18 protein-coding genes are annotated in these 22,986 nt (G+C 58.3%); 13 read left to right on the top strand and 5 right to left on the bottom strand.

Features of this window, described 5'->3' with window-relative positions; all coding sequences use genetic code 11:
• Positions 1-69: 69 nt before the first annotated feature.
• The gene (locus tag NAP1_RS03715; protein ID WP_007163896.1) at positions 70-1,446 is read left to right on the top strand and encodes a M24 family metallopeptidase; all 1,377 of its coding nucleotides are present in this window, start codon (positions 70-72) and stop codon (positions 1,444-1,446) included.
• On the opposite strand, the gene NAP1_RS03710 is transcribed toward NAP1_RS03715, so the two are convergent.
• From NAP1_RS03710 to NAP1_RS03695, 4 genes are read right to left on the bottom strand one after another with little or no spacing between them, the layout of a single operon-like run.
• On the bottom strand, positions 1,443-2,429 hold the full coding sequence (locus NAP1_RS03710) for a DUF2891 domain-containing protein (RefSeq protein ID WP_007163895.1): 987 nt from the start codon (positions 2,427-2,429) through the stop codon (positions 1,443-1,445). The two genes, NAP1_RS03715 and NAP1_RS03710, sit on opposite strands and share 4 nt — an antisense overlap.
• Positions 2,420-3,370, bottom strand: coding sequence for a DUF979 domain-containing protein (locus NAP1_RS03705; protein ID WP_007163894.1), 951 nt, complete (start codon positions 3,368-3,370; stop codon positions 2,420-2,422). The genes NAP1_RS03710 and NAP1_RS03705 overlap by 10 nt, the downstream gene beginning before the upstream one ends.
• Positions 3,367-4,038, bottom strand: a complete 672-nt coding sequence (locus NAP1_RS03700) for a DUF969 domain-containing protein (protein ID WP_007163893.1) — start codon at positions 4,036-4,038, stop codon at positions 3,367-3,369. The genes NAP1_RS03705 and NAP1_RS03700 overlap by 4 nt, the downstream gene beginning before the upstream one ends.
• A complete protein-coding gene (locus tag NAP1_RS03695) occupies positions 4,035-7,589 on the bottom strand; it encodes a hydantoinase B/oxoprolinase family protein (protein ID WP_007163892.1) in 3,555 nt (1,184 codons plus the stop codon). The genes NAP1_RS03700 and NAP1_RS03695 overlap by 4 nt, the downstream gene beginning before the upstream one ends.
• A gap of 546 nt (positions 7,590-8,135) precedes the next feature.
• Between NAP1_RS03695 and NAP1_RS03690 the strand changes: the two genes are divergently transcribed.
• Positions 8,136-8,321 (top strand): PLDc N-terminal domain-containing protein, encoded by a 186-nt coding sequence (locus tag NAP1_RS03690; protein WP_007163890.1) that lies wholly within the window; start codon positions 8,136-8,138, stop codon positions 8,319-8,321.
• A gap of 92 nt (positions 8,322-8,413) precedes the next feature.
• On the opposite strand, the gene NAP1_RS16265 is transcribed toward NAP1_RS03690, so the two are convergent.
• Positions 8,414-9,499 carry a sigma-70 family RNA polymerase sigma factor gene (locus NAP1_RS16265; RefSeq protein WP_083776250.1) on the bottom strand — a complete coding sequence of 362 codons (1,086 nt, stop codon included), beginning with the start codon at positions 9,497-9,499 and terminating at the stop codon, positions 8,414-8,416.
• Here NAP1_RS16265 and NAP1_RS03680 point away from each other — a divergent pair.
• The 11 genes from NAP1_RS03680 to NAP1_RS16425 all read left to right on the top strand — a co-directional run bounded on the left by NAP1_RS03680 (position 9,498) and on the right by NAP1_RS16425 (position 22,979).
• Entirely contained in the window at positions 9,498-11,078 is a 1,581-nt protein-coding gene (locus NAP1_RS03680) for an ABC-F family ATP-binding cassette domain-containing protein (RefSeq protein WP_007163888.1), read from the top strand. The two genes, NAP1_RS16265 and NAP1_RS03680, sit on opposite strands and share 2 nt — an antisense overlap.
• 167 nt (positions 11,079-11,245) lie before the next feature.
• Positions 11,246-12,301: an efflux RND transporter periplasmic adaptor subunit gene (locus NAP1_RS03675; protein WP_007163887.1), complete on the top strand. Its 1,056-nt coding sequence runs from the start codon at positions 11,246-11,248 to the stop codon at positions 12,299-12,301.
• A 16-nt stretch (positions 12,302-12,317) separates the two neighbouring features.
• Entirely contained in the window at positions 12,318-15,404 is a 3,087-nt protein-coding gene (locus NAP1_RS03670; RefSeq protein WP_007163886.1) for an efflux RND transporter permease subunit, read from the top strand.
• Entirely contained in the window at positions 15,401-16,795 is a 1,395-nt protein-coding gene (locus tag NAP1_RS03665) for an efflux transporter outer membrane subunit (RefSeq protein ID WP_007163885.1), read from the top strand. The genes NAP1_RS03670 and NAP1_RS03665 overlap by 4 nt, the downstream gene beginning before the upstream one ends.
• A gap of 87 nt (positions 16,796-16,882) precedes the next feature.
• Positions 16,883-17,215: a helix-turn-helix transcriptional regulator gene (locus NAP1_RS03660; RefSeq protein WP_007163884.1), complete on the top strand. Its 333-nt coding sequence runs from the start codon at positions 16,883-16,885 to the stop codon at positions 17,213-17,215.
• Entirely contained in the window at positions 17,212-18,078 is an 867-nt protein-coding gene (locus NAP1_RS03655) for an MBL fold metallo-hydrolase (protein ID WP_007163883.1), read from the top strand. Before NAP1_RS03660 ends, NAP1_RS03655 begins: the two co-directional genes overlap by 4 nt.
• Positions 18,075-18,521, top strand: a complete 447-nt coding sequence (locus tag NAP1_RS03650; protein WP_007163882.1) for a YeeE/YedE family protein — start codon at positions 18,075-18,077, stop codon at positions 18,519-18,521. Before NAP1_RS03655 ends, NAP1_RS03650 begins: the two co-directional genes overlap by 4 nt.
• Positions 18,521-18,931: a DUF6691 family protein gene (locus tag NAP1_RS03645; RefSeq protein ID WP_040464695.1), complete on the top strand. Its 411-nt coding sequence runs from the start codon at positions 18,521-18,523 to the stop codon at positions 18,929-18,931. The genes NAP1_RS03650 and NAP1_RS03645 overlap by 1 nt, the downstream gene beginning before the upstream one ends.
• Before the next feature lie 6 nt (positions 18,932-18,937).
• Positions 18,938-20,731, top strand: a complete 1,794-nt coding sequence (locus tag NAP1_RS03640; RefSeq protein WP_241761174.1) for a SulP family inorganic anion transporter — start codon at positions 18,938-18,940, stop codon at positions 20,729-20,731.
• A gap of 273 nt (positions 20,732-21,004) precedes the next feature.
• Positions 21,005-21,508, top strand: a complete 504-nt coding sequence (locus NAP1_RS03635; RefSeq protein ID WP_162013459.1) for a hypothetical protein — start codon at positions 21,005-21,007, stop codon at positions 21,506-21,508.
• Between the two features lie 439 nt (positions 21,509-21,947).
• Positions 21,948-22,979, top strand: coding sequence for a hypothetical protein (locus tag NAP1_RS16425; RefSeq protein ID WP_156777184.1), 1,032 nt, complete (start codon positions 21,948-21,950; stop codon positions 22,977-22,979).
• Positions 22,980-22,986 lie beyond the last annotated feature (7 nt).

Here is a 22,986-nt window from a genome sequence, read left to right as displayed (position 1 = left end):
ATTTGACAGTGTCTCCGCGATGTCCGCATAGCTTCTTGCGAAATGAGTGAGAGGGATTTTTTAGGCAACATGCAGAATAGGCTCATCACATCGGGGAAGTCGCTCGTTTGCGCAGTCGCCCTGGCTGCTTTCGCTTCAGTCCCGGCGAAGGCCAGCGACGCAGTCGAGATGAGCGAGGCCGAGCAGGCAGCCCCGCAGTTGCCCGAACTTCTCTCCGCTCGTGAACGCTCCGAAGTCATAGATCGCATTCTTGCCGAACGCCTAGACACGGTAATTCCGCAAATCATGCGGGAGCAAGGCGTGGATCTCTGGTTACTGATGGCGCGCGAGTACTTCGAGGAGCCCGTCATCGCCACCATGCTCGATGCTCAGAGCATGGCAGCGCGGCGCCGTACAATCCTGATCTTCCACGATCCGGGCGACGGCCAACCCATCGAGCGCCTGACGGTGAGCCGTTACGGGCTTGGTGGATTATTCAATCCTTCGTGGATACCAGAAGAACAACCAGACCAATGGCAAGCGGTTGCCGACATCATCGAGGAGCGCGATCCACGCACGATCGCGCTCAATTACTCGGACTTGAGTGCTTTCGGCGATGGCATGACACTTAGCCAATATCGTCTATTTATGAATGCGTTACCGAACAAACTTCATGACCGTGTGAAGTCCGGAGAAACGTTAGCGGTGCGCTGGCTGGAGACCCGCGTTGCGTCGGAGATGGAAATCTATCCCGGCATTGTTCGCACAGCGCACGCATTGATCGCACAGGCTTTTTCGCGCGAGGTCATTACACCCGGCGTCACGACCGCCGACGACGTTCGATGGTGGTACCGCGATCGCTTGCTTGAGCTTGGCCTTACACCATGGTTCCACCCATCGGTTGCGATCCAGCGCGAGGGCGAAGAAGGCATGCTGCGCGGCGAGGTTGTCATCGAGCCTGGCGATTTGCTCTGGACCGATTTTGGCATCACCTATCTGCGCCTCAATACCGACACGCAGCACCTGGCTTACGTCCTGAAGCCCGGCGAGACACAGGCGCCCGCGGGTCTTCGCGAGGGCCTAGCTAACAGCAACCGAGTGCAGGACATTTTGCGCTCGCATTTCAAGATGGGCCTTTCGGGCAACGAGGTTCTTGCGAGGGCTCGCGCTGAGGCGATCGACGAGGGGCTCGACCCATCGATTTACACGCATCCGATCGGATATCACGGGCACGGCGCAGGGACCGCGATTGGCTTCTGGGACAACCAGAACGGCGACCCGCGCGGAGATTACACCATCCATCCAAACACTGCGTGGTCGATCGAGCTCACTTCCTACGCACAAGTTCCTGAATGGGGCGGACAAAGGGTTGATTTCAGGACCGAGGAAGATGCCTATTTTGACGGCGAGAGCGTCCGCTTCCTCGATGGGCGGCAGACAGAGATAACCCTGATCCCTTCGGGCTAGCGGGCCTCAAGCAGAGCGAGGAGCGCGAAACTCGAAAGCCAGTGTTCGCCCATATAGTCGCCCGACACATGCGGCATCGCCGCGTCCATATGCTCGCGCGCCCGTTCGCGCAAAATAGGCGGCGCCCCCTCGCCCAGCGCTTTGGCCAGACCGAGAAGGCACCATGCCCGGCTCAGATTGAGCCCATCGAGATGGGCGATTTTTCCGTCGCTTCGATCGGAAACCGTGACTGGATGGCATTCGCGCTCAATCCATCCGTTTTCTAGCACAAGCCGATCCAGCCAACCGGCAAATTCACTGGAAGGCATTACGCGGCTCATCAGAAGTGCAGCGGTCAGGACCGGCGAAAGGAATTCATCTCCGCCAGGCTCCCATCCGCTATAATCTGTCCGTTTTTCAAATGTATGAACCGACCACTTATCAATCAGTGAGAGCAATTCCTGCTCGCGGTCGCTTGCCCATTCCCTAGCGAGCAGCAAGGCAAAGGCCGTGTTGGCGTGCGTCCCAACAGTTATCGGGTAGGTCAGCAGGGGCAGGTAATCGCTTAAGCGCGCTGCGAACGCATTTGCCAGTCCTGACATCCTGCCACCCCAGGGGCGATCTGTGTGTCGCTCCGCTTCGAGATGAAGGCATAGAAGCCAGCCCCAGCCATATGGCCGCTCAAACCCGCGCGAGCTGGGTCGCTCGAGATAAGCGAGCTCAACGGAGAGCTTTTCTTTGGTAAAGGTTGCGTCGGCCAGAGCCTCGATTTCCCGCGCCTCCGGCATATCGGGCAAAAGCCGCCTCAAGGTGAGTAGCGTCCACCATGAATGGACGCAGGAATGCCAATCGAAACTGCCGAAGAATACAGGGTGGAGATCGCGCGGCGTGCGAACATCGCCGTCCCCATCCATCACATGATCGAGCTTGTTGGGATATTCCTGCCCCACGTGGCCAAGGGCGATGCGGGCAAATTGGCGGGCTATCGCTTCGGTCAGTTCCACAGCAGGAAGGCTCCCACGTAGATGATTATGACGTTGCAGACCCATAACGGTATCGCGGTGCCGATCTGCTGACGAATGACCGCGTTCTGGTCTTTCAGTTCAAGCAGAGCCGCTGGAACGATATTGAAGTTCGCCGCCATCGGGGTGAGCAAGGTTCCGCAGAACCCCGCGAGCATTCCAACCGCACCGATAACCGCAGGATCGCCCCCATAGCCTTCGACGAGGAGCGGGATTCCGATCGCTGCGGCCATGACCGGAAAGGCCGCAAAGGCGTTGCCCATGATCATCGTGAAGAGCGCCATCCCAAGCGCGAACACGACCACTGTCAAAAAGATGCTGCCCTCCGGGATCGCGCCGCCTGCGAATCTGCCGATGATCTCGCCCACTCCTGCAAGCGCAAACACAGCCCCCAAAGCTGCGAGCATCTGAGGAAGGATCGCAGCCCATCCGATGGAATCGAGCAATCTGCGCCCCTCCTCTGCCGGGGCTGCAAGGGGGGCTCTGAGCCAGATCATTGCGGCGATGAGTGCGATGACCACGCCAATGCCGAAGAGGATCAAGGTCTCGCGCCGAGCTTCGAACAGGCCTGTCGCCGACAGAGGTGTGTAATTGTAGAGCAGAGTCCCTGCGACAGCTGTAACGGGAACGATCAGTGCCGGAATAAACAATCTGTTTCCGAGCCTTACTGAATATTCCTCACGTTCAGTCTGAGAAGTGGTCTCGGGCGCACTGCGTGATAATCGCCCCGTCCCTGCAATCGCGACAAGGGCAAGCACCAAAACCCCGTTGGCAAAATCGCTCAGGTGGCTTCCGGCGAAGAAGCTCACCGAAAGAAGGCCCCAGAACGCTGCGTTGCCATATCGACCATCTTTCAGGCTTAGGAGCGCCCACACGGCAAAGAACGTACCTGCAAGCCAGTAGAGCCATTCGTAGGTAATCATGTACGCACCCTCCCGAGCCGCCGGTCAAGCGCCCTGATCCGCCATGAGTGAATGAAGAACGCGCAAATCGCAGTCGGTATCGCCCAGACTGACAGCTCGAGCGGTGTCAGCGGGTATCCATAGCTTTCAAAGACCCCTTGGATCAGTAGGATAGAGGCGATTGCGAAGAAGATATCTTCGCCGAAGAACAAGCCGACATTGTCTGTTGCAGCCGACATCGCGAGGACTTTCTGGCGATCATCCTCGCTCAAATCGCCATGCGACTTTTCAGCGGCTGCTTCTGCCATGGGGGCCACCAGCGGACGTACGGCCTGTGGGTGTCCGCCGATATCTTTCATTCCCAGCGCCGCGGTGATCTGGCGAAAGCCGAGATAGATCGTGAGCAACTTGCCCATCGTTGCCCCGCGCACACTTTCGATTACGGCCCGTGCGCGCTGCTGCAAGCCATGTCGCTCCAACAATCCGATTACGGGGAGAATGATCCATGTGACCGAGATATAGCGATTGTCGTTGAACGCCTTCCCCAGCGCTTCGATTACAGCGACAATATCGAGGCCAGCGAGCAGCCCAGTTGTCACCGCGGCCCCTACGACCACGAGAAGCGGATTAAAGCGTAACGCGAAGCCGATCACGACCAGCGCGATGCCCAGCAAGGGCCAATAGTTCACTCGACAACCTCCCCGAAGCCGCCCCCGCCGGGCGTCTGGATCACAAAGGCATCACCTCGCTCCATCTGCGCCGAACCGGTTGCCGACAACTCTTCGCTGGTCCCGTCGGCCCTTTCAACCCAGTTACGCCCGGGCTGCGCATCCCCTCCCCCGCAAATGCCGCGCGGCGGCACCGCCCGCCGATTGGCGAGCATGTTGGCGCGCATGGCTTCTAGGAAAGTGACGCGCCGCTCAACACCGTCACCGCCGCAATGCTTGCCCATCCCTCCCGAACCCTTTCGAATGGAGAAGCGGTCTAGCCGCACTGGCAATCGGCTTTCGAGAATTTCCGGATCGGTCAGACGGCTGTTGGTCATGTGTGTCTGTACAGCGCTTGTGCCGTCATGGTCCGGCCCCGCGCCAGAGCCCCCGCAAATCGTCTCGTAATATTGGTGCTGCGCATTCCCGAATGTGAAGTTGTTCATCGTGCCCTGGCTCGGAGCAAGCTTGCCCGTGGCCGCGAACAGGGCATCGGTGACAGCCTGGCTCGTCTCGACATTGCCTGCAACCACGGCTGCCCCCGGCTTTGGATTCAGCATCGAGCCCTCGGGGACGACCAGGTCGACCGGTCTCAAACAACCGTCATTCATCGGAATTGTGTCGTCGATAAGGGTGCGCAGTACATAAAGCGCTGCCGCACGAGTGATTGAGCGAGGCGCGTTGAAGTTATCGGGTAGCTGATCGGATGTCCCGGTGAAGTCGAAGACAGCGGAGCGAGCCTCGCGGTCGATCCGGATCGCCACCTCGATCACGGCGCCATTGTCCATCGGATAGCGGAAGTGTCCATCCTCAAGCCTATCGAGTAATCGCCTCACGCTTTCCTCTGCATTGGCGATCACGTGACCCATGTAAGCTGCAACGACCTGCGCACCTTGATCATTGGCGGCTGCGGACAACAGTTCCGACCCGCGCGTGCACGCAGCCAGCTGCGCGCGGAGATCCGATAAGTTGCGATCGGGATTGCGCGCGGGATACTTCGCGCTTGCGAGCACCAAGCGCACCTCTTCTTCGCGGAATGTGCCTTCGTCGACCATGAGGAGGTTGTCGATCATGACGCCTTCTTCCTCGATCGTTCGGCTCTCCGGAGGCATAGATCCGGGCGCGATCCCGCCAATGTCGGAATGGTGCCCACGTGCGGCCACGAAGGCATCGGGCTCGTCACCCGAACCGTAGAACACCGGCACAACGACCGTGATGTCGGGCAGGTGCGTGCCTCCGCGATAGGGGTCGTTGAGGACATAAGCATCGCCGCGCTTGAAACCGCGTCCGTCGCGCGATTGCCCGCGTGCCTCGATCACGCGCGCGATGCTGTCACCCATGCTTCCCAGATGGACCGGAATATGCGGCGCATTGGCGATCAAGGCACCTTCGGCATCGAACAGCGCACAAGAGAAATCGAGGCGCTCCTTGATGTTGACCGAGGTCGCAGTGGATTGCAGGACCACACCCATCTCTTCGGCGATCGCCATGAAGAGATTGTTGAAGATTTCGAGCCGAACCGGATCGACCGCGGCGTCTTTCGCAGTCCCGGCTGCGTGCTCGCGCTCAAGTGGTGACACGCGCGAAAGGACAAGGCTTCCATCCTCGGAGAGACGCGCCTGCCATCCCTCCTCAACAACCGTTGTCGAACCCGGATCGATGATCAGCGCCGGCCCATCAACCGTATCGTCAACGCCTAGCGCAGCACGCTCAACTGTCCGCCACGTCCCCGAAGCTGTGCCGCTGGCAGCGACCGGTTCAGCGACAGCCGCTCCAAGCCCCCCTGACACGCCGCTTGCCTCGACGCTCAACGCTTCGACGATGATCTGAGCGGTGTCGTCGGAATAGCCAAAGCGCTGACGATGAAGCTTGCGAAAGCCCGCATCCATCGCTGACACATCCTCACAAGAAACAGTGAGCATGGAATCGCTGCCTTCGAAACGCAGGCGCGCTCTCTGTTCCAGAGTGATCGCAGGCTCTTCGATATCATGAGAAAGCAACGCATCGCGTGCCTCAGTTTCGAGTTCAGCCAATTGCTCAGTAAAATCCTCGCCAAGCGGTTTCACAAGGCTGACCTCACGAATTGCCTTCACGGGCGCAATGCCAATCCCGAATGCAGACAGGATTCCGGCAAGCGGATGGACGAGCACCGTTTCCATGCCGAGTTCATCTGCGACCTTGCAGGCATGCTGTCCTCCCGCCCCTCCGAAGCAGGCCAAGGCATACCTCGTCACATCATGCCCGCGAGCGACCGAAATCTTGCGAATTGCGTTGGCCATGTTGTCGACCGCGATGGCGAGAAAGCCTTCTGCGATATCCTCGATCGAATGGGGCTCAGGCATTGAAGCCGCGATGTCTTCGAGAGCTGTTCTGGCTGCCACCGGGTCGAGCGGTTCGTTGCCGCCGGGACCGAAAACGCTTGGGAAGAAAGCAGGGTCGATCCTGCCCAGGGCAAGGTTGCAGTCTGTGACGGTCAGTGGACCGCCCTTGCGATAGCACGCGGGGCCCGGATCGGCCCCGGCGCTCTCGGGACCAACGCGAAAACGCGCACCATCGAAGCTGCAGATTGAACCACCACCCGCAGCGACTGTGTGGATCTGCATCATCGGCGCGGCAACTCGAACCCCTGCGACCACACTGTCGCCGGTCAGCTCATACTCACCGGCATAGTGGGCGACGTCAGTGCTGGTCCCGCCCATGTCAAAACCGATCAGCTTGTTGTGACCGAGCGGCTGTGACGCAGCCACCATGCCGACAACTCCGCCAGCGGGCCCGGAAAGAATTGCATCCTTGCCCCGAAAAGCACCGACCTCTGCCAGCCCTCCGTTCGATTGCATGAAACGAAGCCTGTCTGCGCCAGGCAGTTCTGCCTGCAGCGTGTCAGTGTAGCGCCTCAGGACCGGCGAAAGGTAAGCGTCGACGACTGTAGTATCGCCTCGCGGGACGAGCTTGATTAGCGGAGCGACTAGGTGGCTGGTTGAAATCTGTGAGAACCCCAGTTCGCGAGCGATCTCGGAAAGTCGTATCTCGTGATCGCGATACTTCCATCCGTGAAGCAGGACGATTGCAATCGCGTCGAAACCTTCCTCGCGCAGCTTGGCGAATTGGGTTCGCGCATTTTCTTCGTCGAGTGCACTCAGAACTTCGCCGTCAACAGCAACGCGCTCGTCAATCTCAATCACGGCCTGTGGCAATTGCTCTGGCAGCACGATGTGACGAGCGAAAATCTCAGGCCGCGCTTGTGTCCCAATCCGAAGCGCGTCTGCGAAACCCTTGGTGATCGCCAATGCCAGCCGTTCGCCCTTGCGTTCCAACAGTGCATTTGTCGCAACCGTTGTCCCGATCCGAAGCTCGGCGATAGGCCCAGCGCCGTGCTCGACCATCAACCTGCGGACCGCCTCACTGGCCGCGTCAGGATAGTGATCGGGGTTCTCCGACAGCAGTTTGTAGGTCACCAACCGACCGTCAGGCGTCAACGCGACGACGTCAGTGAAAGTGCCGCCACGATCTATCGCGAAGCGCCAAGCGGTCATGCGAGTGGGAATCCCCTTTGGAATGGGCAGCCAGAACTACGTTCTTTTGCAGAGGCCAGATCAACCGGTCAAATCCACGCTGGCTCAACCCATGAAAGATGTCGCGGCTTTCGGGTTTGACGGTGACTGGAACGGCGTCGCCCAAGCTTTCGTGCTTCAATCAGAAAGTCGATCACGTCTCTGAAAAAATGGAACGAAGAACGTCCCCGATCCTATTCCAGACAGAACCCACAGGGTCACTCACTTGCCCTCCTTGGCTCTTTGAAACGGAGCCCGTGCGAGCGCGATCCCAAGTGTTTGGCCTAGTCGAAACTAGGAAGGAAACGCACATGACTTCGGCCCCAATCTACTCCAGCAAACCAGACCGTTGGAGCCATCCTCGTCCCCATCGCGACGCGAGTACACGGTTCAGGAAATACGGTCGGATTCAGCCGCTTCACGAGCCGAACTTCGTCGAACGCTTGTTGGGCATCGACTGAGCCGAGACATAGCGCTGCCGCAGCAATGCTGCGCGCTTCCCCCTAACCAAAGAACAGAGAATTCACCATGGAATATGGACTCATTGGCCTTCTTGTCCTCGTACTCAACATCTGGGCGCTCTTCAGCGTTTGGAGCTCGGGCGCTTCTATCGCCGCGAAGCTGGTGTGGACCATTGCCATCTTCGCGCTGCCTGTGATCGGCGTGATCCTGTGGCTGGTATTCGGTCCACGCAGTGGTCTGCAGACCGCCTGACACGAAGGACTCGCTCCAAAAAAAAAGAAGCGCCGCGCCCCATCAATTGGAGCGCGGCGCTTTAATTTCTATTCGTTCAATGAGAGTTAGCCTCACCGCTTGAGGTTGATGACATCCTCGATGTTTCCGCCCTGCTCGATTGTCTCGATGGCCTCGACGAAGACCTCGGCGATTTCGGTCGCATCCTCGGTGTTTTCGATCGGCATTTTGAGTTTACCATCCTCGATGATGTCACCGAGAACCGACCGTGCACGCGATACGCGGCTCTTTACTGTACCCGGAGCGCAACCGAGGATCTCGGCAGCTTCCTCATAGGTGTGGTCGCCCGGCCCGACCAGCATCACGGCTTCGAGCTGATCGGTAGGCAATTCGGACATTGCGCGTTGCAGGTCGGCCAATGCCATTGACGCATTTTGCGATGCGGGCATCGAAAGAATGTTCTCAGCTGCCCGCTCATCGTATTCACCCACGAACTTTTTGTTGCGCCGGATCTGGTTCAACCAGGTATTGCGAAGGATTGTGAATGCCCAGCTCAGGAAGTTGCTGCCTGGTTTGAACTGATTGCGCGCCGCCCACGCTTTCATAAGCGTTTCCTGCATCAAATCCTCTGCCAGATCTTCCCTCTTGCAGAGACGCACAGCAAAGCGCTTGAGCGGCACCTGAGCTTCCACCATCTGCTTCTTGAAGGAGCGCGAAGAAACCGATTTCTTGCGCTTCGATTTCGCTTCCGGCCATGGGTTGCGTGGCTTTTCGCTAGCCGAGCCATGGGCGTTCGGCAAAGTGCCGTGGCTGCGTATTGGAATGTTCACTGGCGGATTATTTGGCATTGCGATTTGCCCGCTGGCTTGGACTGACATGAGTATCCCTTGAGTTGCGAGGCCGAGGGGGATGGCGCTCTCATACACAACGGCGACAACCCTTTGCTGTTCCTGACTTTTCGCTGCGTTGGGGGGAACAAGGGTAATGCAATCTCGGACATGATTGCGATAAAGTGCCATACGAATTGAATTTCTTTGCAGCGGCCTGTTTTCGGGAGACGGCCCGAGCCACGCGTTCGCGCTAACTTGAATTCGGCCAAGGACGCAGCTAGTTGACGCGCAACGCAAACGGAGTGAATTCGCATGAACAACTAAGCTGATCGTTCGTCGTACAGACAACTTTTGCTCGGATGTTCTCATGTCTCATATTCATCTCAACGGCGTATGCGTTGGCGCCGACCTTCTCAATCCACTCTTCCCCCCGCTTTCCGAGACGATCTCGCACGAGGTCGTTGGACTGTTCGGCCGCAATGGATGCGGGAAAAGCACTCTGCTGACTGCCATAGCCGCGGGTAGCGGCTTGGTTTCTGGCTCCGTCACGGCTGACGGTACGATTGGCATCATGAAGCAAGGGGCGTTCGAAAAGGGCGTCAGCGTTGCTGAGGCTTTGGGCGTTGAGTGCCAGCTATCAATCCTTGCCCGGATCGAACGAGGAGAGGCGCAAGGCACCGACCTTGAAGATGCCGATTGGGACCTTCCTTCACGCCTTGAACATGCGCTCTCGCAGGTGGGATTGCCTGATATCTCGCTCGAACGTCCTGCACATAGTCTGAGTGGAGGCCAGCAATGCCGTGTGAAGATCGCAGGCTTGCAGATCGCACGGCCTGACATCCTGTTGCTCGATGAGCCCACCAATGACCTCGACGAGGAGGGGCGTGCGATGGTCGCCAAGCTTTTGGAGGATTGGGATGGTCCGGTGCTCGTTGCCAGCCATGATCGCGAATTGCTCGAAAGCATGGATCGCATTATCGAACTGTCTCCTGCCGGTGCCTTGAGCGTTGGCGGAGGCTGGTCGACTTTCAAGGCTCAGCGTGATGCGATCAGAGAGCAAGCGAAAGACGCGCTGGACCAGGCCGAGCGCGATGCAAGCCAGGCTCGCGCGGCCCAGCAAGCCCGCACCGAACGACAGGCTCAGCGCAGCAGGCAGGGGAGGCAAGGAGCCGCCCGCCGCGATGATTCAAAGCTCGAAATCAATGTTCAGAAGGGCCGCGCCGAGAAGACATCGGCGCGCAACCTCGCAATCGGCAAGGAGCAAGTCGAGGATACGATAGATGCCGTATCAAATGCAGCGGCGTTGGTAGAGCGCGTGGTTCCAGTTCGCATAGAGCTGCCGCGTTCACGGCTTTTGAATGGCCACGTGCTGCTGGATGCGTCGGCCATCTGCTGCGAGTTTTCCGGAATGCATGTTTTTGGCCCACTTGATCTGCGCATCACCGGCCCGGAGCGTATCGCTTTCAACGGCCCAAATGGCAGCGGCAAGACGTCCCTGTTGCGGATCATTTCGGGCGAGATTCCGCCGAGCGCGGGCTCGTTGGGTTGCGATCGGAACGCTATAGCAGTCCTCGATCAGCATCTCTCGCTTCTGAAGCAAACCGAGTCCGCACTGGAGGCAATCAGAAGGCACAATCCGGCTCTCGACAGGCAGTCGGCCCACGCAGCCCTTGCTCAATACGGCTTCCGATCTGAGTGGGGCCAGCGCGATGTTCAGACCTTATCAGGGGGAGAACGAGTGCGGCTTGCATTCGCCTGCCTCTTTAGCGCGCCGGAACCGCCCAAATTGTTGATACTCGACGAGCCGACCAACCATCTCGACATCTATGCGATCGAACTGCTCGAACAGGCGCTGATCGATTATGACGGCGCTATTCTGTGCGTTTCGCACGACCTTGCCTTTCGTCGAGCTCTTGGCTTGGAAAAGGTCATCGACATGACACACTGAGCCATTGGCGCCGGCAGCCTCCCATCAACACGATCAGATACGCGACTATTGTCGGCTTTGACCAAGCCCAAAGGATGTGTAGAGCGAAGGGAGAGCCAAGCCAGCGCAAGTCCCTCTCCGCTTGAAAGCTGCTCCCGCCTGGCTCTTGCATTAAGGTGGTGGAACCTATGCAGATTAAACGCTGGATACTGGCCGCGATCCTCTCACTCGGCATGGCTTCATGTGCTGACGATGTAGAGATCGTAGTCGAAGAACCGGCAGTCCCGGCAAAATTGCTGACATTGGAACAGGCTTCGAACCAACGCGCGAACAGCCTTCCAGCCGTCGTGCGCTCGGTGCGTACGACCGATCTAGCCTTTCAGGTTGGCGGCCAGATCGTCGAATGGAATGCCATCGACGGGGAAGAATTCCAGCGCGGCGATGTGATCGCCCGGCTTGACGCGCGAAGCTTTCAGGCCGCAGTCGCACAAGCGGAGGCGCAGTATTCGAACGCGGACAGCGAGTATCGACGTGCACTTCGCCTGATCGAAGAGGATGCGATTTCTCGCAGCGTGGTGGAGAGCCGCGAGGCGCAGCGACAGGTTGCCAAGGCAAATCTCGACACCGCGAAAAAGAACCTGTCGGACACCGTCCTTCGCGCTCCGTTCAGCGGTTTTGTTGGCGTCACCTATGTCGAGCAATTTCAAAACGTCGCTCCCCAACAGGCCGTCCTCGTCCTTCAGAGCCGCGCGGTTGAAGCCGTGGTCAATGTCCCTGCGAGTTTCGTGCTCAACTCCAACCGGGTCAGATACTTCAATGTCTTCGTTGAGCTCGATGCAGCCCCCGATCGCCAGTTTCCAGCCACATTCCGCGAAGCGACTGGACAAGCCGACAGTTCAACGCAGACTTTTGAGGGACACTTTCGCTTTGAACCGCCGGCAGACCTCGTCGTCCTGACAGGCATGACGGCAACAATGTTCTTCGACACCGAAATCATCGACGTTCCTGAAGAGATGCTTGGCGTTGCCGTCCCGCTGGCTGCCGTCATGGCCGAAGGGGAACAGCGATACGTTTGGGTCGTGAACGGGCCTGATCGCGCTCTGGAACGGCGCGACGTGACGATTGCCCAGGAAGTGGGCGAGTACCTCACGGTTACGGACGGACTACAGACCGGGGAGACAATCGTCGCAGCGGGCGGTGCCTATTTGAATGAAGGCGACAAAGTTCGCCCCTGGGCGCAGTAAGGCGCCGGCCCGCTCGATGGATATCGCCGCGTATAGCATCAAGAACCGGCTCATCATGTGGCTGGTCATTATACTGTCTTTGTTCGCGGGCTGGTTCGCCTATGGCAATATGCCGCGGTTCGAGGACCCAGAGTTCACCATCCGCACCGCGCAGGTTTTCACCCCCTACCCCGGCGGAACCCCGGAAGAAGTCGCACGCGAAGTCTCTGCCCCTCTCGAAGAAGCACTGCAGGATATGGCCGAAGTGGACGAGATCCGCTCGGTGTCGTCGGCGGGTTTCTCCGAGATTTCCGTCGACATCAAATTTTCCGCCTCGCCGAGCAAGGAAGATCTCCAGATCATCTGGACCAAGCTGCGCAATAAGGTTCGTGACGCGGCCAGCGACCTGCCGCCCGGCAGTGGATCAAGCATGGTCTTCGACGAGTTCGGCGACGTTTTCGGCATCTATTATGTGCTGACGGGTGACGGCTTCTCGATGGCTGAGCTGCGCAACTACGCCAAGCGATTGCGGCAGGACCTTCTGGCCGTTGACGGTGTCGGCAAAGTCAATATCGCCGCCGACCAGCAGGAGGTCATCTATGTCGAAATCACCCGTCAGAATGCAGCGGCGCTGGGCACGACGGTGGACGCGATCTTTCAACAACTGTCGACACAAAACACAGTGGTCGCCGGAGGCAGTGCGGAGGTCGACGGGCGGCGTCTGACGATCACTCCCACCGGCGACATCGATTCCGTAGAGGCGATTTCGAACCTGCTCGTTTCCCCCGGCGATGGGCGGACCGTACAGCTCAGCGATATCGCAGAGGTATCACGCGGATATCAGGACCCGCCCGAGTTTCTCGCCTATTTCGACGGCAAGCCAGCGATCGTACTTGGCGTAGCGGCTGTCGCAGGATCGAACATTGTCGCGGTGGAAGAACGGCTGTCGCAAAGGCTCGCTGAAATTGAAGGTGAGCGGCCTGCGGGCATCGTGCTGCAGGAGTTTTACAACCAGGGCGAGATTGTCGATGCGTCGGTGTCGAACTTCGTCATCAATGTCCTCATCGCCCTCGCCATTGTGATCGGCACGCTGTTCATCTTCATGGGGTGGAAATCAGGCCTCGTGATCGGAATTGGCCTGCTTCTCACGATATCGGCGACGCTGGGCACGATGTATCTGGCCGATATTCCCATGCACCGCATTTCGCTCGGCGCGCTCATAATCGCGCTCGGTATGTTGGTCGATAACGCCATCGTCGTCGCAGACGGAATCTTGACCGGTTGCCAGCGCGGACGGCGGTTGATCGACATTGCAAGTGTTGTGGTGAAGCGCTCAATCTGGCCCCTGCTCGGCGGCACAATTGTCGGAATTCTCGCTTTCGCGCCAATTGGGCTGGCGCCAGGCGATACCGCCGAATTCACAGGTGACTTGTTCCGGGTGATCTTGATCTCGCTGATGTTCAGCTGGATCTTTGCGATCACCCTCACGCCGTTTCTTTGCTCAATCCTTTTCAAGTCGGTCGAGGATCAGTGCCACGAAGGATCGGGCGGCACTCCCATGGAAGAAAAGGGCGACGGAAAGGCGATGGCCGCGTTCAGACGAGTCGTGACCGCTGCCATTCATCGGCGGTTCGTGACCCTGGGCGCGGCGGCAGCGCTGTTCGTCGCATCGCTTGCCGGGTTCTCTCTCGTCACGCCGGGCTTCTTCCCAGCTTCGACCACGCCGCAACTGGTGGTCGATTACTGGCTTCCGGAAGGGACGGATATCAAGCAGACAGATGCCGACATAAAGGAGCTGGAGACGTATCTTGCTGGCCTTGACGGGGTCGAGCATGTCCATTCGCTCGTCGGGCGAGGAACGCTGCGGTATATGCTTGTCTATCAGTTCGAGAGCTCGAACTCGGCTTACGGGCAGATACTGGTCAAGGTCGATGACTATACACGTCTCGATGACATGATCCCCAAGGTCCAGGCCCATCTCGATGCGAACTTCCCGCAAGCGCAAGGCAAGGTCTGGCGATTTATCCTCGGCCCTGGAGGGGGATCAAAGATCGAGGCAACCTTCAGCGGGCCAGACCCCGAAGTCCTGCGCAGGCTCGCGCGGGAAGCGCAAGATATCTATCGCGAGGATGGGGGCGCCATCGCGATCAAGGACAATTGGCGCCAGCCTGTCCCCGCGATCGAACCTGTCTATTCGGAAGTGAAAGGCCGTCGCGCAGGCGTGAGCCGATCGGATGTGGGCGCTGCCCTTGCCCGCAATTACTCGGGCCAGCAGGTCGGAGTATATCGTGAGAACGACGACCTCATCCCGATCATGTCGCGCGCGCCTGAGAACGAGCGCCAGGACGTGTCGGACATGGGCACGATCCAGGTGATCTCTCCAACTGGCGCCGCAGTTCCAATTGAGCAGGTCACCGATGGCATCGCCACCATCTATCGAGACAGCCGCCTTCGCCGAACCGACAATCTCTGGTCGATCAAGGCGCAAGCCGACCCCGCTCCCGGCGTACTCGCTGGCGACCTTCAGGCGAGAATTCAGGGCCCCGTCGAGGCAATCGAGCTTCCGCCAGGATACGCTCTGAAATGGGATGGCGAGTCTGGTAATTCCGAAGAAGCGAACGGCAACCTGATGACCGCCATACCATTTGGCTTCGGAGCGATGATCCTTGTCGTGATCCTCCTATTCAATGCTTTGCGGCAACCATTGGTGATCTGGTCGGTGGTTCCGCTGTCGCTCGTCGGCGTGGTGCTCGGGTTGGTGCTGATGGGTGTGCCGTTTGAATTTATGGCGATCCTTGGCGTGCTGTCGCTCGCAGGCCTGCTGATCAAGAATGCCATTGTCCTGGTGGATCAGATCGACCTCGAAATCTCGGAAGGCAAGCCGCGCTTTACGGCACTGGTCGATAGCGCGGCCAGCCGCGTTCGTCCGGTGCTCCTTGGGTCAGGCACAACCGTTCTCGGCGTTCTCCCGCTCTTTTTCGATGCATTCTTCAAGTCGATGGCTGTTGTGCTGGTCTTTGGTCTCAGCTTCGCGACCGCGCTTACTCTGGTCATTGTTCCCGTGGTTTATGCGGTCGTTTTTGGCATCTCCGATGATGAGACCGGTGAGGAGCAACCAACGTGAACCGAAGCACCCTCGCCCCGCTCTTGGCCTTCAGCGTGATGCTTGGAGGGTGCGCGACGCTGAGCACAGACAGCGACGTTGCGGAGGCCGTGAGCGAAAGTCTGCCCACGCTACCGGACCAATGGGTGGTCGACGGTAGCGTTCCCGGAGAAATTCGTGTCGGCTGGATTGAAGCCATTGGCGATCCGGTGTTGACCGAACTTGTTTTCGAAGCGCAGGCCAACAACCGCGACATTCGCGTAGCTGCAGCCAACCTCGACGCGGCCCGCGCGCTGGTTCGACAAGCCCGTGCGCCGCTCTTCCCGCAGTTGAACGGAAACTTCAGCGTCGATCGCACTGACAGTCCGCAACCTTTTGCGATCCAGGACCCGGTTTACACGCTCACTGCACAAGCGCAGTGGGAAGTTGATCTCTGGGGCCGTGTGCGCGCCGGGCGAAACGCTGCCTATGCCAGCGCGCAGGCCGTCGAAGCGGATCTCAGATTTGCGCAGTATGCGCTCGCTCAAGGTGTCGCGAGCGCGTATTTCGCGACGATCGAGGCGGAACAGCAGGTCGGCGTTGCTCAGCGCACGGTCGACGCATTGGCGGAGATCGACCGGATCGTTCGCGTGCGATACCGCGAAGGTTTTGCCTCTCGGCAGGATACAGCAACGGCCGGGACCGATCTCGAAACAGCGCGCGACAGCCTTGAACAAGCACAAGTCAGCGCACGAATTGCCAAGCGCGCTCTTGAGGTGTTGCTCGGTCGCTATCCGGCCGACCGCGCCATCGTGTCGGTGGAACTTCCCGAAACGCCGCCGCCTCCTCCTGCCGGTGTTCCGTCGCAGCTTTTGGAAAGGCGGCCTGATATAATCGCGGCAGAGCGCCAGGTCGCAGCGGCCTTTGCAAATCTTGATCAGGCGCGCGCGGCTCAGCTTCCGCTCGTGTCGCTAACCGCCAGCGGGGGTGGAACCTCTACCGACCTCACCAACATACTCGACGGCCCCAGCCTTCTATGGTCGGTGGTCGGCAGCGTGCTTCAGCCGATCTTCGATGGAGGATTACGCGGAGCCCAGGAGGACGATGCGGACGCCAACCGTCGTGCCGCAATAGAGCTGTACGCATCAACAGCCCTGTCCGCGTTTCAGGATGTCGAAAACAATCTCGACCAGGTGCAAGTCCTCGGAAGGCGAGAATTGATACTCGAAACCGCCGCAGAGGAATCGAGCACCGCCTACATACTCGCTCAATTGCAGTACCAGGAAGGCGAGATCGCGCTGATTGACGTCCTCAACATTCAACAGCGCCTGTTCGCCGCCGAGCGCAATCTGGTGTCGATAAGGCGAGCCCGCATCGACCAGTGGGTCGCCCTCAATCTTGCCCTCGGCGGTACCTGGGTTTCAGAGGATTAAGCGCAAATCTCCCGGCCTTGTTGAACTCGCAGACCCTTGACGATTAGCCTGTAATTGCATATTTTATGAATTATGCAATTACAGGAAATGGAAAAGACTGCGTCAAAAGTGAGCGCGTTGCTCAAGCTGCTTTCTCATCGCGATCGGCTGATGGTGCTTTGCCATCTGGCTCAAGGTGAGATGGCCGCTGGCGATCTTGCTGAGGCGCTGGATCGAAAGGCACCGGCAATGTCTCAGCAACTGGCGGTCCTACGCCGAGAGGGCATCATCGAGGCGCGCCGCGATGGACAGTCGATCTTCTATCGCATCGTTGATGAAGATGCGGTCGCCATCATGGAATTTCTCTATCACCGTTTCTGCGGCGACGAAGCACAAGGCCCGCTTGTCGCTAGTCTGGCCGAAGAGGGAGCCGGGTCATGAACACCCCAGACGTCACATCTTTCCTCGACACTGAAACCAACAACATCAGCCATATCGCGGCTGATCCCGACACAGGTCGCTGCGCGATCATCGATCCGCTGCTTGACTACGATCAGGCTTCAGGACGAAGTTCGACCAAATCCGCTGACAAGATCGCCGAGCATGTGAGGGCACATGGGCTGACGGTCGAATGGATCATCGATACGCACATCCATGCCGACCACCTTTCGGCGGGCCATTATCTGAGGTCCGAATTGGGCGGAAAGCTCGCCATTGGTGAGCATATTTCCGAAGTTCAAAAGGTATTTGGAAAGCTCTTCAATGCGGACGAAGATTTCCGGCTCGACGGTTCGCAATTCGACCATCTCTTCCGGGATGGCGAAACCTACAAGGTCGGAACCATCGGCGCGCGAGCCATTCACACGCCCGGTCACACCCCGGCTTGCATGACTCACCTCATCGGTGATGCTGCCTTTGTCGGCGATACCCTGTTCATGCCCGACTACGGGACCGCGCGATGCGACTTTCCCGGCGGTGACGCGCGCACGCTCTACCGCTCTATTCACCGCATTTTCGAGCTACCCGACGACACGCGGATGTTTCTCAATCACGATTACCTTCCCGAAGGCCGAGACGAATTGCGATGGATATCAAGTGTTGGCGAGCAGCGGCTTGGCAACATCCATGTGCGCGAAGGGATTAGCGAGGAGGACTTCGTCGCCATGAGAACGAAACGGGACGCAACTCTGGCAACCCCCAAGCTGATGATCCCGTCCGTACAGGTGAACATGCGCGCCGGAAGCTTTCCCGCGCCGGAAAGCAATGGGATCCGCTACATCAAGGTACCGGTGGACACGCTATGACCCTGCCCGGATTTCCGAACGCTATGCCCTTGGAAGGCTTCATCGGCGGTCTGCTGATCGGACTGGCTGCTGCACTATTGCTGCTTGGTTCTGGAAGGATCGCGGGCATCAGTGGTATCGCCGCACGCGCCTTGGACCTCAACAAGTCAAGCCTGCCCCTTCTCGCTGCCTGGCTGTTCTTGGGAGGGCTCTTGATCGGCGCTCTGTTTGTGAATGCGTTTGTAGCGCCAATCCAATCTGACTTTCCCTCATCCGTGGCTCTGTTGGTGATTGGCGGGATCATCGTTGGGTTCGGCACGCGCTTGGGAAGCGGCTGCACCAGCGGGCATGGCGTGTGCGGAATGTCGCGGCTGTCGCCCCGTTCACTAGTCGCGACTTGCACATTCATCGTCAGCGGCATGATAACAGTGGCGCTCGCAAACGCTGCAGGATGGAGCTGGTGATGCGCGAAGGATTGATCTCGCTCGCCTCAGGATCCCTGTTTGGCGCAGGATTGGCGATTTCGGGAATGATGGACCCAAGCAGGGTTCGAGGCTTTCTGGATATTCTTGGAAATTGGGACCCAACGCTCGCCTTCGTTATGGGCGGCGCTATCCTGGTTATGGCCCTTGCGTGGTTGATCCAGGGACGCATGATTAGGCCAGCGATGGCGGGTCAGTTCAATCTTCCACAGACCCGAAAAATTGACCGCAATCTGGTCATGGGAGCAGCTATGTTCGGCGTCGGATGGGGACTTGCTGGCCTGTGCCCTGGTCCTGCAATCGGCGCACTAGTCGTCGAACCTGTCTCTGCCGGTATTTTCGTCGTCAGCATGATCGCGGGAATGGCGATCCATCGAGCGGCAAAGCTCTAAGCGGCCGTGACAACCCTCCGAGAGCCAAGCGCCGTGCGATCAAAATTATCGCGCTATCTCCCGATCCTCGAGTGGGGCCGCGAATACAATCGATCAATCCTCGCCGATGACCTGATGGCCGCGGTGATCGTGACGATCATGCTGATCCCGCAGAGCCTTGCCTATGCCTTGCTTGCGGGGCTCCCTCCGGTGGTTGGGCTGTACGCTTCGATCCTGCCTCTCATGCTGTATGCGATCTTTGGCACAAGCCGGACTCTGGCTGTTGGACCCGTCGCGGTCATTTCCCTCATGACCGCCAGCGCTGCCGGATCAGTTGCTGCTCAAGGCACTGCCGAGTACTTGGAAGCCGCGATCACTCTGGCAATGCTATCGGGAGCAATGCTGGCAATTCTTGGCCTCCTGCGCGCCGGATTTCTTGCCAATCTGCTGTCCCACCCGGTCATCAGCGGATTTATCACCGCCTCGGGCATCCTTATCGCCACGAGCCAGATAAAGCATATTCTCGGCGTAGATGCGGGCGGCGATACCTGGCCCGCAATGCTCGGCTCATTGGCGGTGGCTGTTGGCGATACGAATGTCTGGACGCTCGTAATAGGCATCCCGGCAACCCTTTTCTTGTTTTGGGTGCGCAAAGGCGGATCGTCAGCCTTGCAGGCAATCGGCTTACGTAAAAGGCCTGCTGACCTCGTCTCCAAAGCCAGTCCGATCCTCGCTGTTGCCCTTTCGATAATCGCTGTGATCGCGCTCGACCTGGGAGAGAAAGATGTCCGCCTGGTCGGGGCGATACCGCAAGGCTTGCCGCCATTCGCCCTCCCCGGCGCCAATATCTCGCTCATTGAGCAGCTCTGGGTCCCAGCCCTGCTCATTTCGGTCATCGGCTTTGTCGAAAGCGTATCGGTCGCACAGACCCTCGCGGCCAAGCGTCGGCAGCGTATCTCTCCCGATCAGGAGCTCATCGGCTTGGGATCGGCGAATATCGCAAGTGCCCTGTCAGGCGGATATCCGGTGACCGGCGGGTTCGCCCGTTCGGCAGTGAACTTCGACGCAGGCGCGCAGACGCCAGCGGCAGGAGCTTTAACCGCTGTCGGAATCGCGTTCGCGACGCTCTTTCTAACACCGCTTCTGTTCAACCTGCCCATTGCCACCTTGGCAGCGACCATAATCGTAGCGGTCCTCAGTCTCGTCGACCTCAAGACGCCCGGTCAGTTGTGGCGCTATTCCAAAACCGATTTCACAGCGCATGCCGTGACCATCGCAATAACCCTTATCGCGGGGGTCGAGATGGGCGTAATTGCGGGAGTCGGGGTTGGATTGGTTCTTTTCCTGTGGCGCGCCAGTCGGCCCCACGCAGCGATTGTCGGCCGCGTTCCGGAGACCGAGCATTTCCGCAATATCGCTCGCCACAAGGTGTTCACGGTGCCGCACGTCCTCTCGATCCGCATCGACGAGGCACTGACCTATCTCAACGCGCGTTGGCTCGAAGAATATGTGCTGGAGGAGGTGGCTGACCGGCCTTCGGTTCGGCATGTCATCTTGATGTGCAGCGCGGTCAACGAGGTCGATGCTTCCGGTCTCGAAAGTCTGGAGGCGATCAACCACAGGCTCGGCGACGGAGGGATCGGCCTCCACCTATCCGAGGTCAAAGGCCCCGTGATGGATCGGCTCAAGCGCACGCATTTTATCGAAGAGCTGAACGGGAAAGTCTTTCTCACACAGGATAAGGCTTTTGCCGAGGTGTCCCTCGATACCGGCGAGCCCCCTGCCCCGGTTGACCACTACATGGCGCGAGGATTGATTTGATCGCCGGGCATGGTCCACACCAGTGATACGCGCGCTAAGAGCAGCAATAGTTGCCGCTCGACAATCGAGTCCCAGTGAACCAGTGTCCGCGCAATGAATGCCAGTTCTCATGCACATCCCCCGGTGCTTCCGTCGCTAGCTTGGGCTTGTACCGCTCTGGTTGGCATTGTGGTGCCCTTGGCAGCGATGATTTCGGTCCATGAGATCGGCGGGCAAGCGACATTGACCTTGGCAACCGCGCCAATTCTTGCCGTTGGCCTTATGGGCTCTGGTATGATTGGTGCTGCTACCGCAACTCGGCTCTGGGTCGGGGTGCTGCTCGCCTTGCTGGCAGGGGTGAGCCTGCTCGTCGTTGGAACGGTAGTAGGCATGGCGCCCGCAGCGAGCACCCTTGCTACTGCCTTGGCCATCTCTGCTGCCAGCTTCAGTTTCGCAGCGCGCGGCGCCTTGTTCGCCAGGTCAGCGTCGAACAAGGGCTGGCTGGTTGCTCTCGCAATTGTCGCGGGTGAGGCTGCCATTGTGCTGACCGCCGTCGCGGAGCCGGGATTGCTTCCGAATTGGCTCCTCGCCCTTTTGCCGGCTCAATGGACCAGCATCGCAATCCAGTCTTCGCTGACGGGCGAGGCAATGGTCGCTGCTCGCAGTGCGCTGATCGCGCTAACCGGTACAGGAGCGGCCACACTGGTCGTCATATGGTTTTGGCCGCGTCGATGGACCTATTCGATTATGTTCACGGTCTGGATCGGCTTTTCAGCGCTTGTATATCATTCCATCTGAACGCGATGCCTGAATGGATTGCGGCAATGGGGTTCGCAATCGTGGTGCGAGAATGACTGGCCACGCTTAAGAGCATGATATTGGTAGCGGAGGAGGGACTCGAACCCCCGACACGCGGATTATGATACCGTTGTCTGCCTTTGAAAACAGTAGAGAATTTTCCCAATTGTCAAAATTGAGGACTAAATCTTTTCAAGATCTTAGACACGAATTCCCTACCGTCATGACTGTGTGAGCCATTCGAGATTGCTATAACCAATCACGACCGAAACACTGGCCACTTTGTCAATCCTTGAAGTTGGGCGAAGCTTTCCAGCGCAAGTTTGCTCGTGCCAAGACAACCCAATCCCGCTCGCCTTGAATTTTTCATTGCATTTAATACAGCCAGAACTTAACCATCAAATCATCGCGTCGAGTTTTATTGGCAGGGGTATTTCTTATGTTGCGCCACCAAGTAACCTTATTACTTATAACCCTGTTGCTTGTTGGGTGTGTAAAAGCACCACCTGTATCTGTATCTTATTATTTACCGAAGACTAGTGTCTCTGTGAGTGTTATCGCAACAGCCGCATGCGACGCGTCAGGGCAGAATCCTATCGTCTCTGTTGCCGTCACGCCAACAGCCACCCACCACGCCGACCTAGCTCCAGATGGCCACAAAACAATTGATCTGACGGCCATCCAGGGGGGGTTTTCAAACACTGACATCAAGGTTGGATTCAGGGAGGATGGTCGCATTTCCAGTTTGAACTCCACGAGCGAAGGACGAGGAGGGGAAATCCTCAAGACTACAATTTCGCTCGTTTCGAAAGTTGCGGGGATAGGCCAAGGATTTCAGGAAGAATGCGAAAAAATTGTTGCGTATGGCGGCGGAAAGCCCATCTCTCTCAAGTTCCATACCGAACTTGATCTTTCCCATGCCAAAAAAACAGTTCCCCAGGTTCTACAGCCAGCACCCGAGAGCTCGTTCTATTTCAATGAGCTTCGGAGTGCTATCGGAGATTTTTACGCAGGGTACTGCGAAACCACCGCACCTGTAATTCCAATCTCGCATAGTGAAACCAATGCAAATCTTCTCCTTCACGCGAGACAACCGGGGTCAGCATCGGTTCGAGTTGTGGGGGACGCTGGCCACCTTTGCGATCTCGACCAGGAACCTCTTTGGGCTGGGCAAGTCCCCGTTGCCCAGTTCGGTGTAGGTTATACGATGCCAATCCCAAGATCTCCTGCATTTGGGAAACAAGTCTTCTCGGTGACTTTCGCTGAGAGTGGCGCGCTTGAAGAGATCAACTATGCTACGAACGAAGGCAGCTCATCGGCTCTTGGTGTCGTAAATGAAGCGATAGAGGCCGCATCTTCGTCACAGGACTCGACTGCTACAATTCTAGCGGAAACAAAGGCGGAAGCGGACTTAATTGTTCAGCAACAGCGGTTGGTTCAATGTTTGGCTGATCCTGCCAACTGTGAATAGAATTCAT

It is taken from the genome of Erythrobacter sp. NAP1, from assembly GCF_000152865.1.
In the GTDB taxonomy this organism is placed as follows: domain Bacteria; phylum Pseudomonadota; class Alphaproteobacteria; order Sphingomonadales; family Sphingomonadaceae; genus Erythrobacter.
The sequence above is the reverse complement of the archived record's forward strand: the minus strand, read 5'-3'. Positions and strand labels throughout refer to the sequence as shown.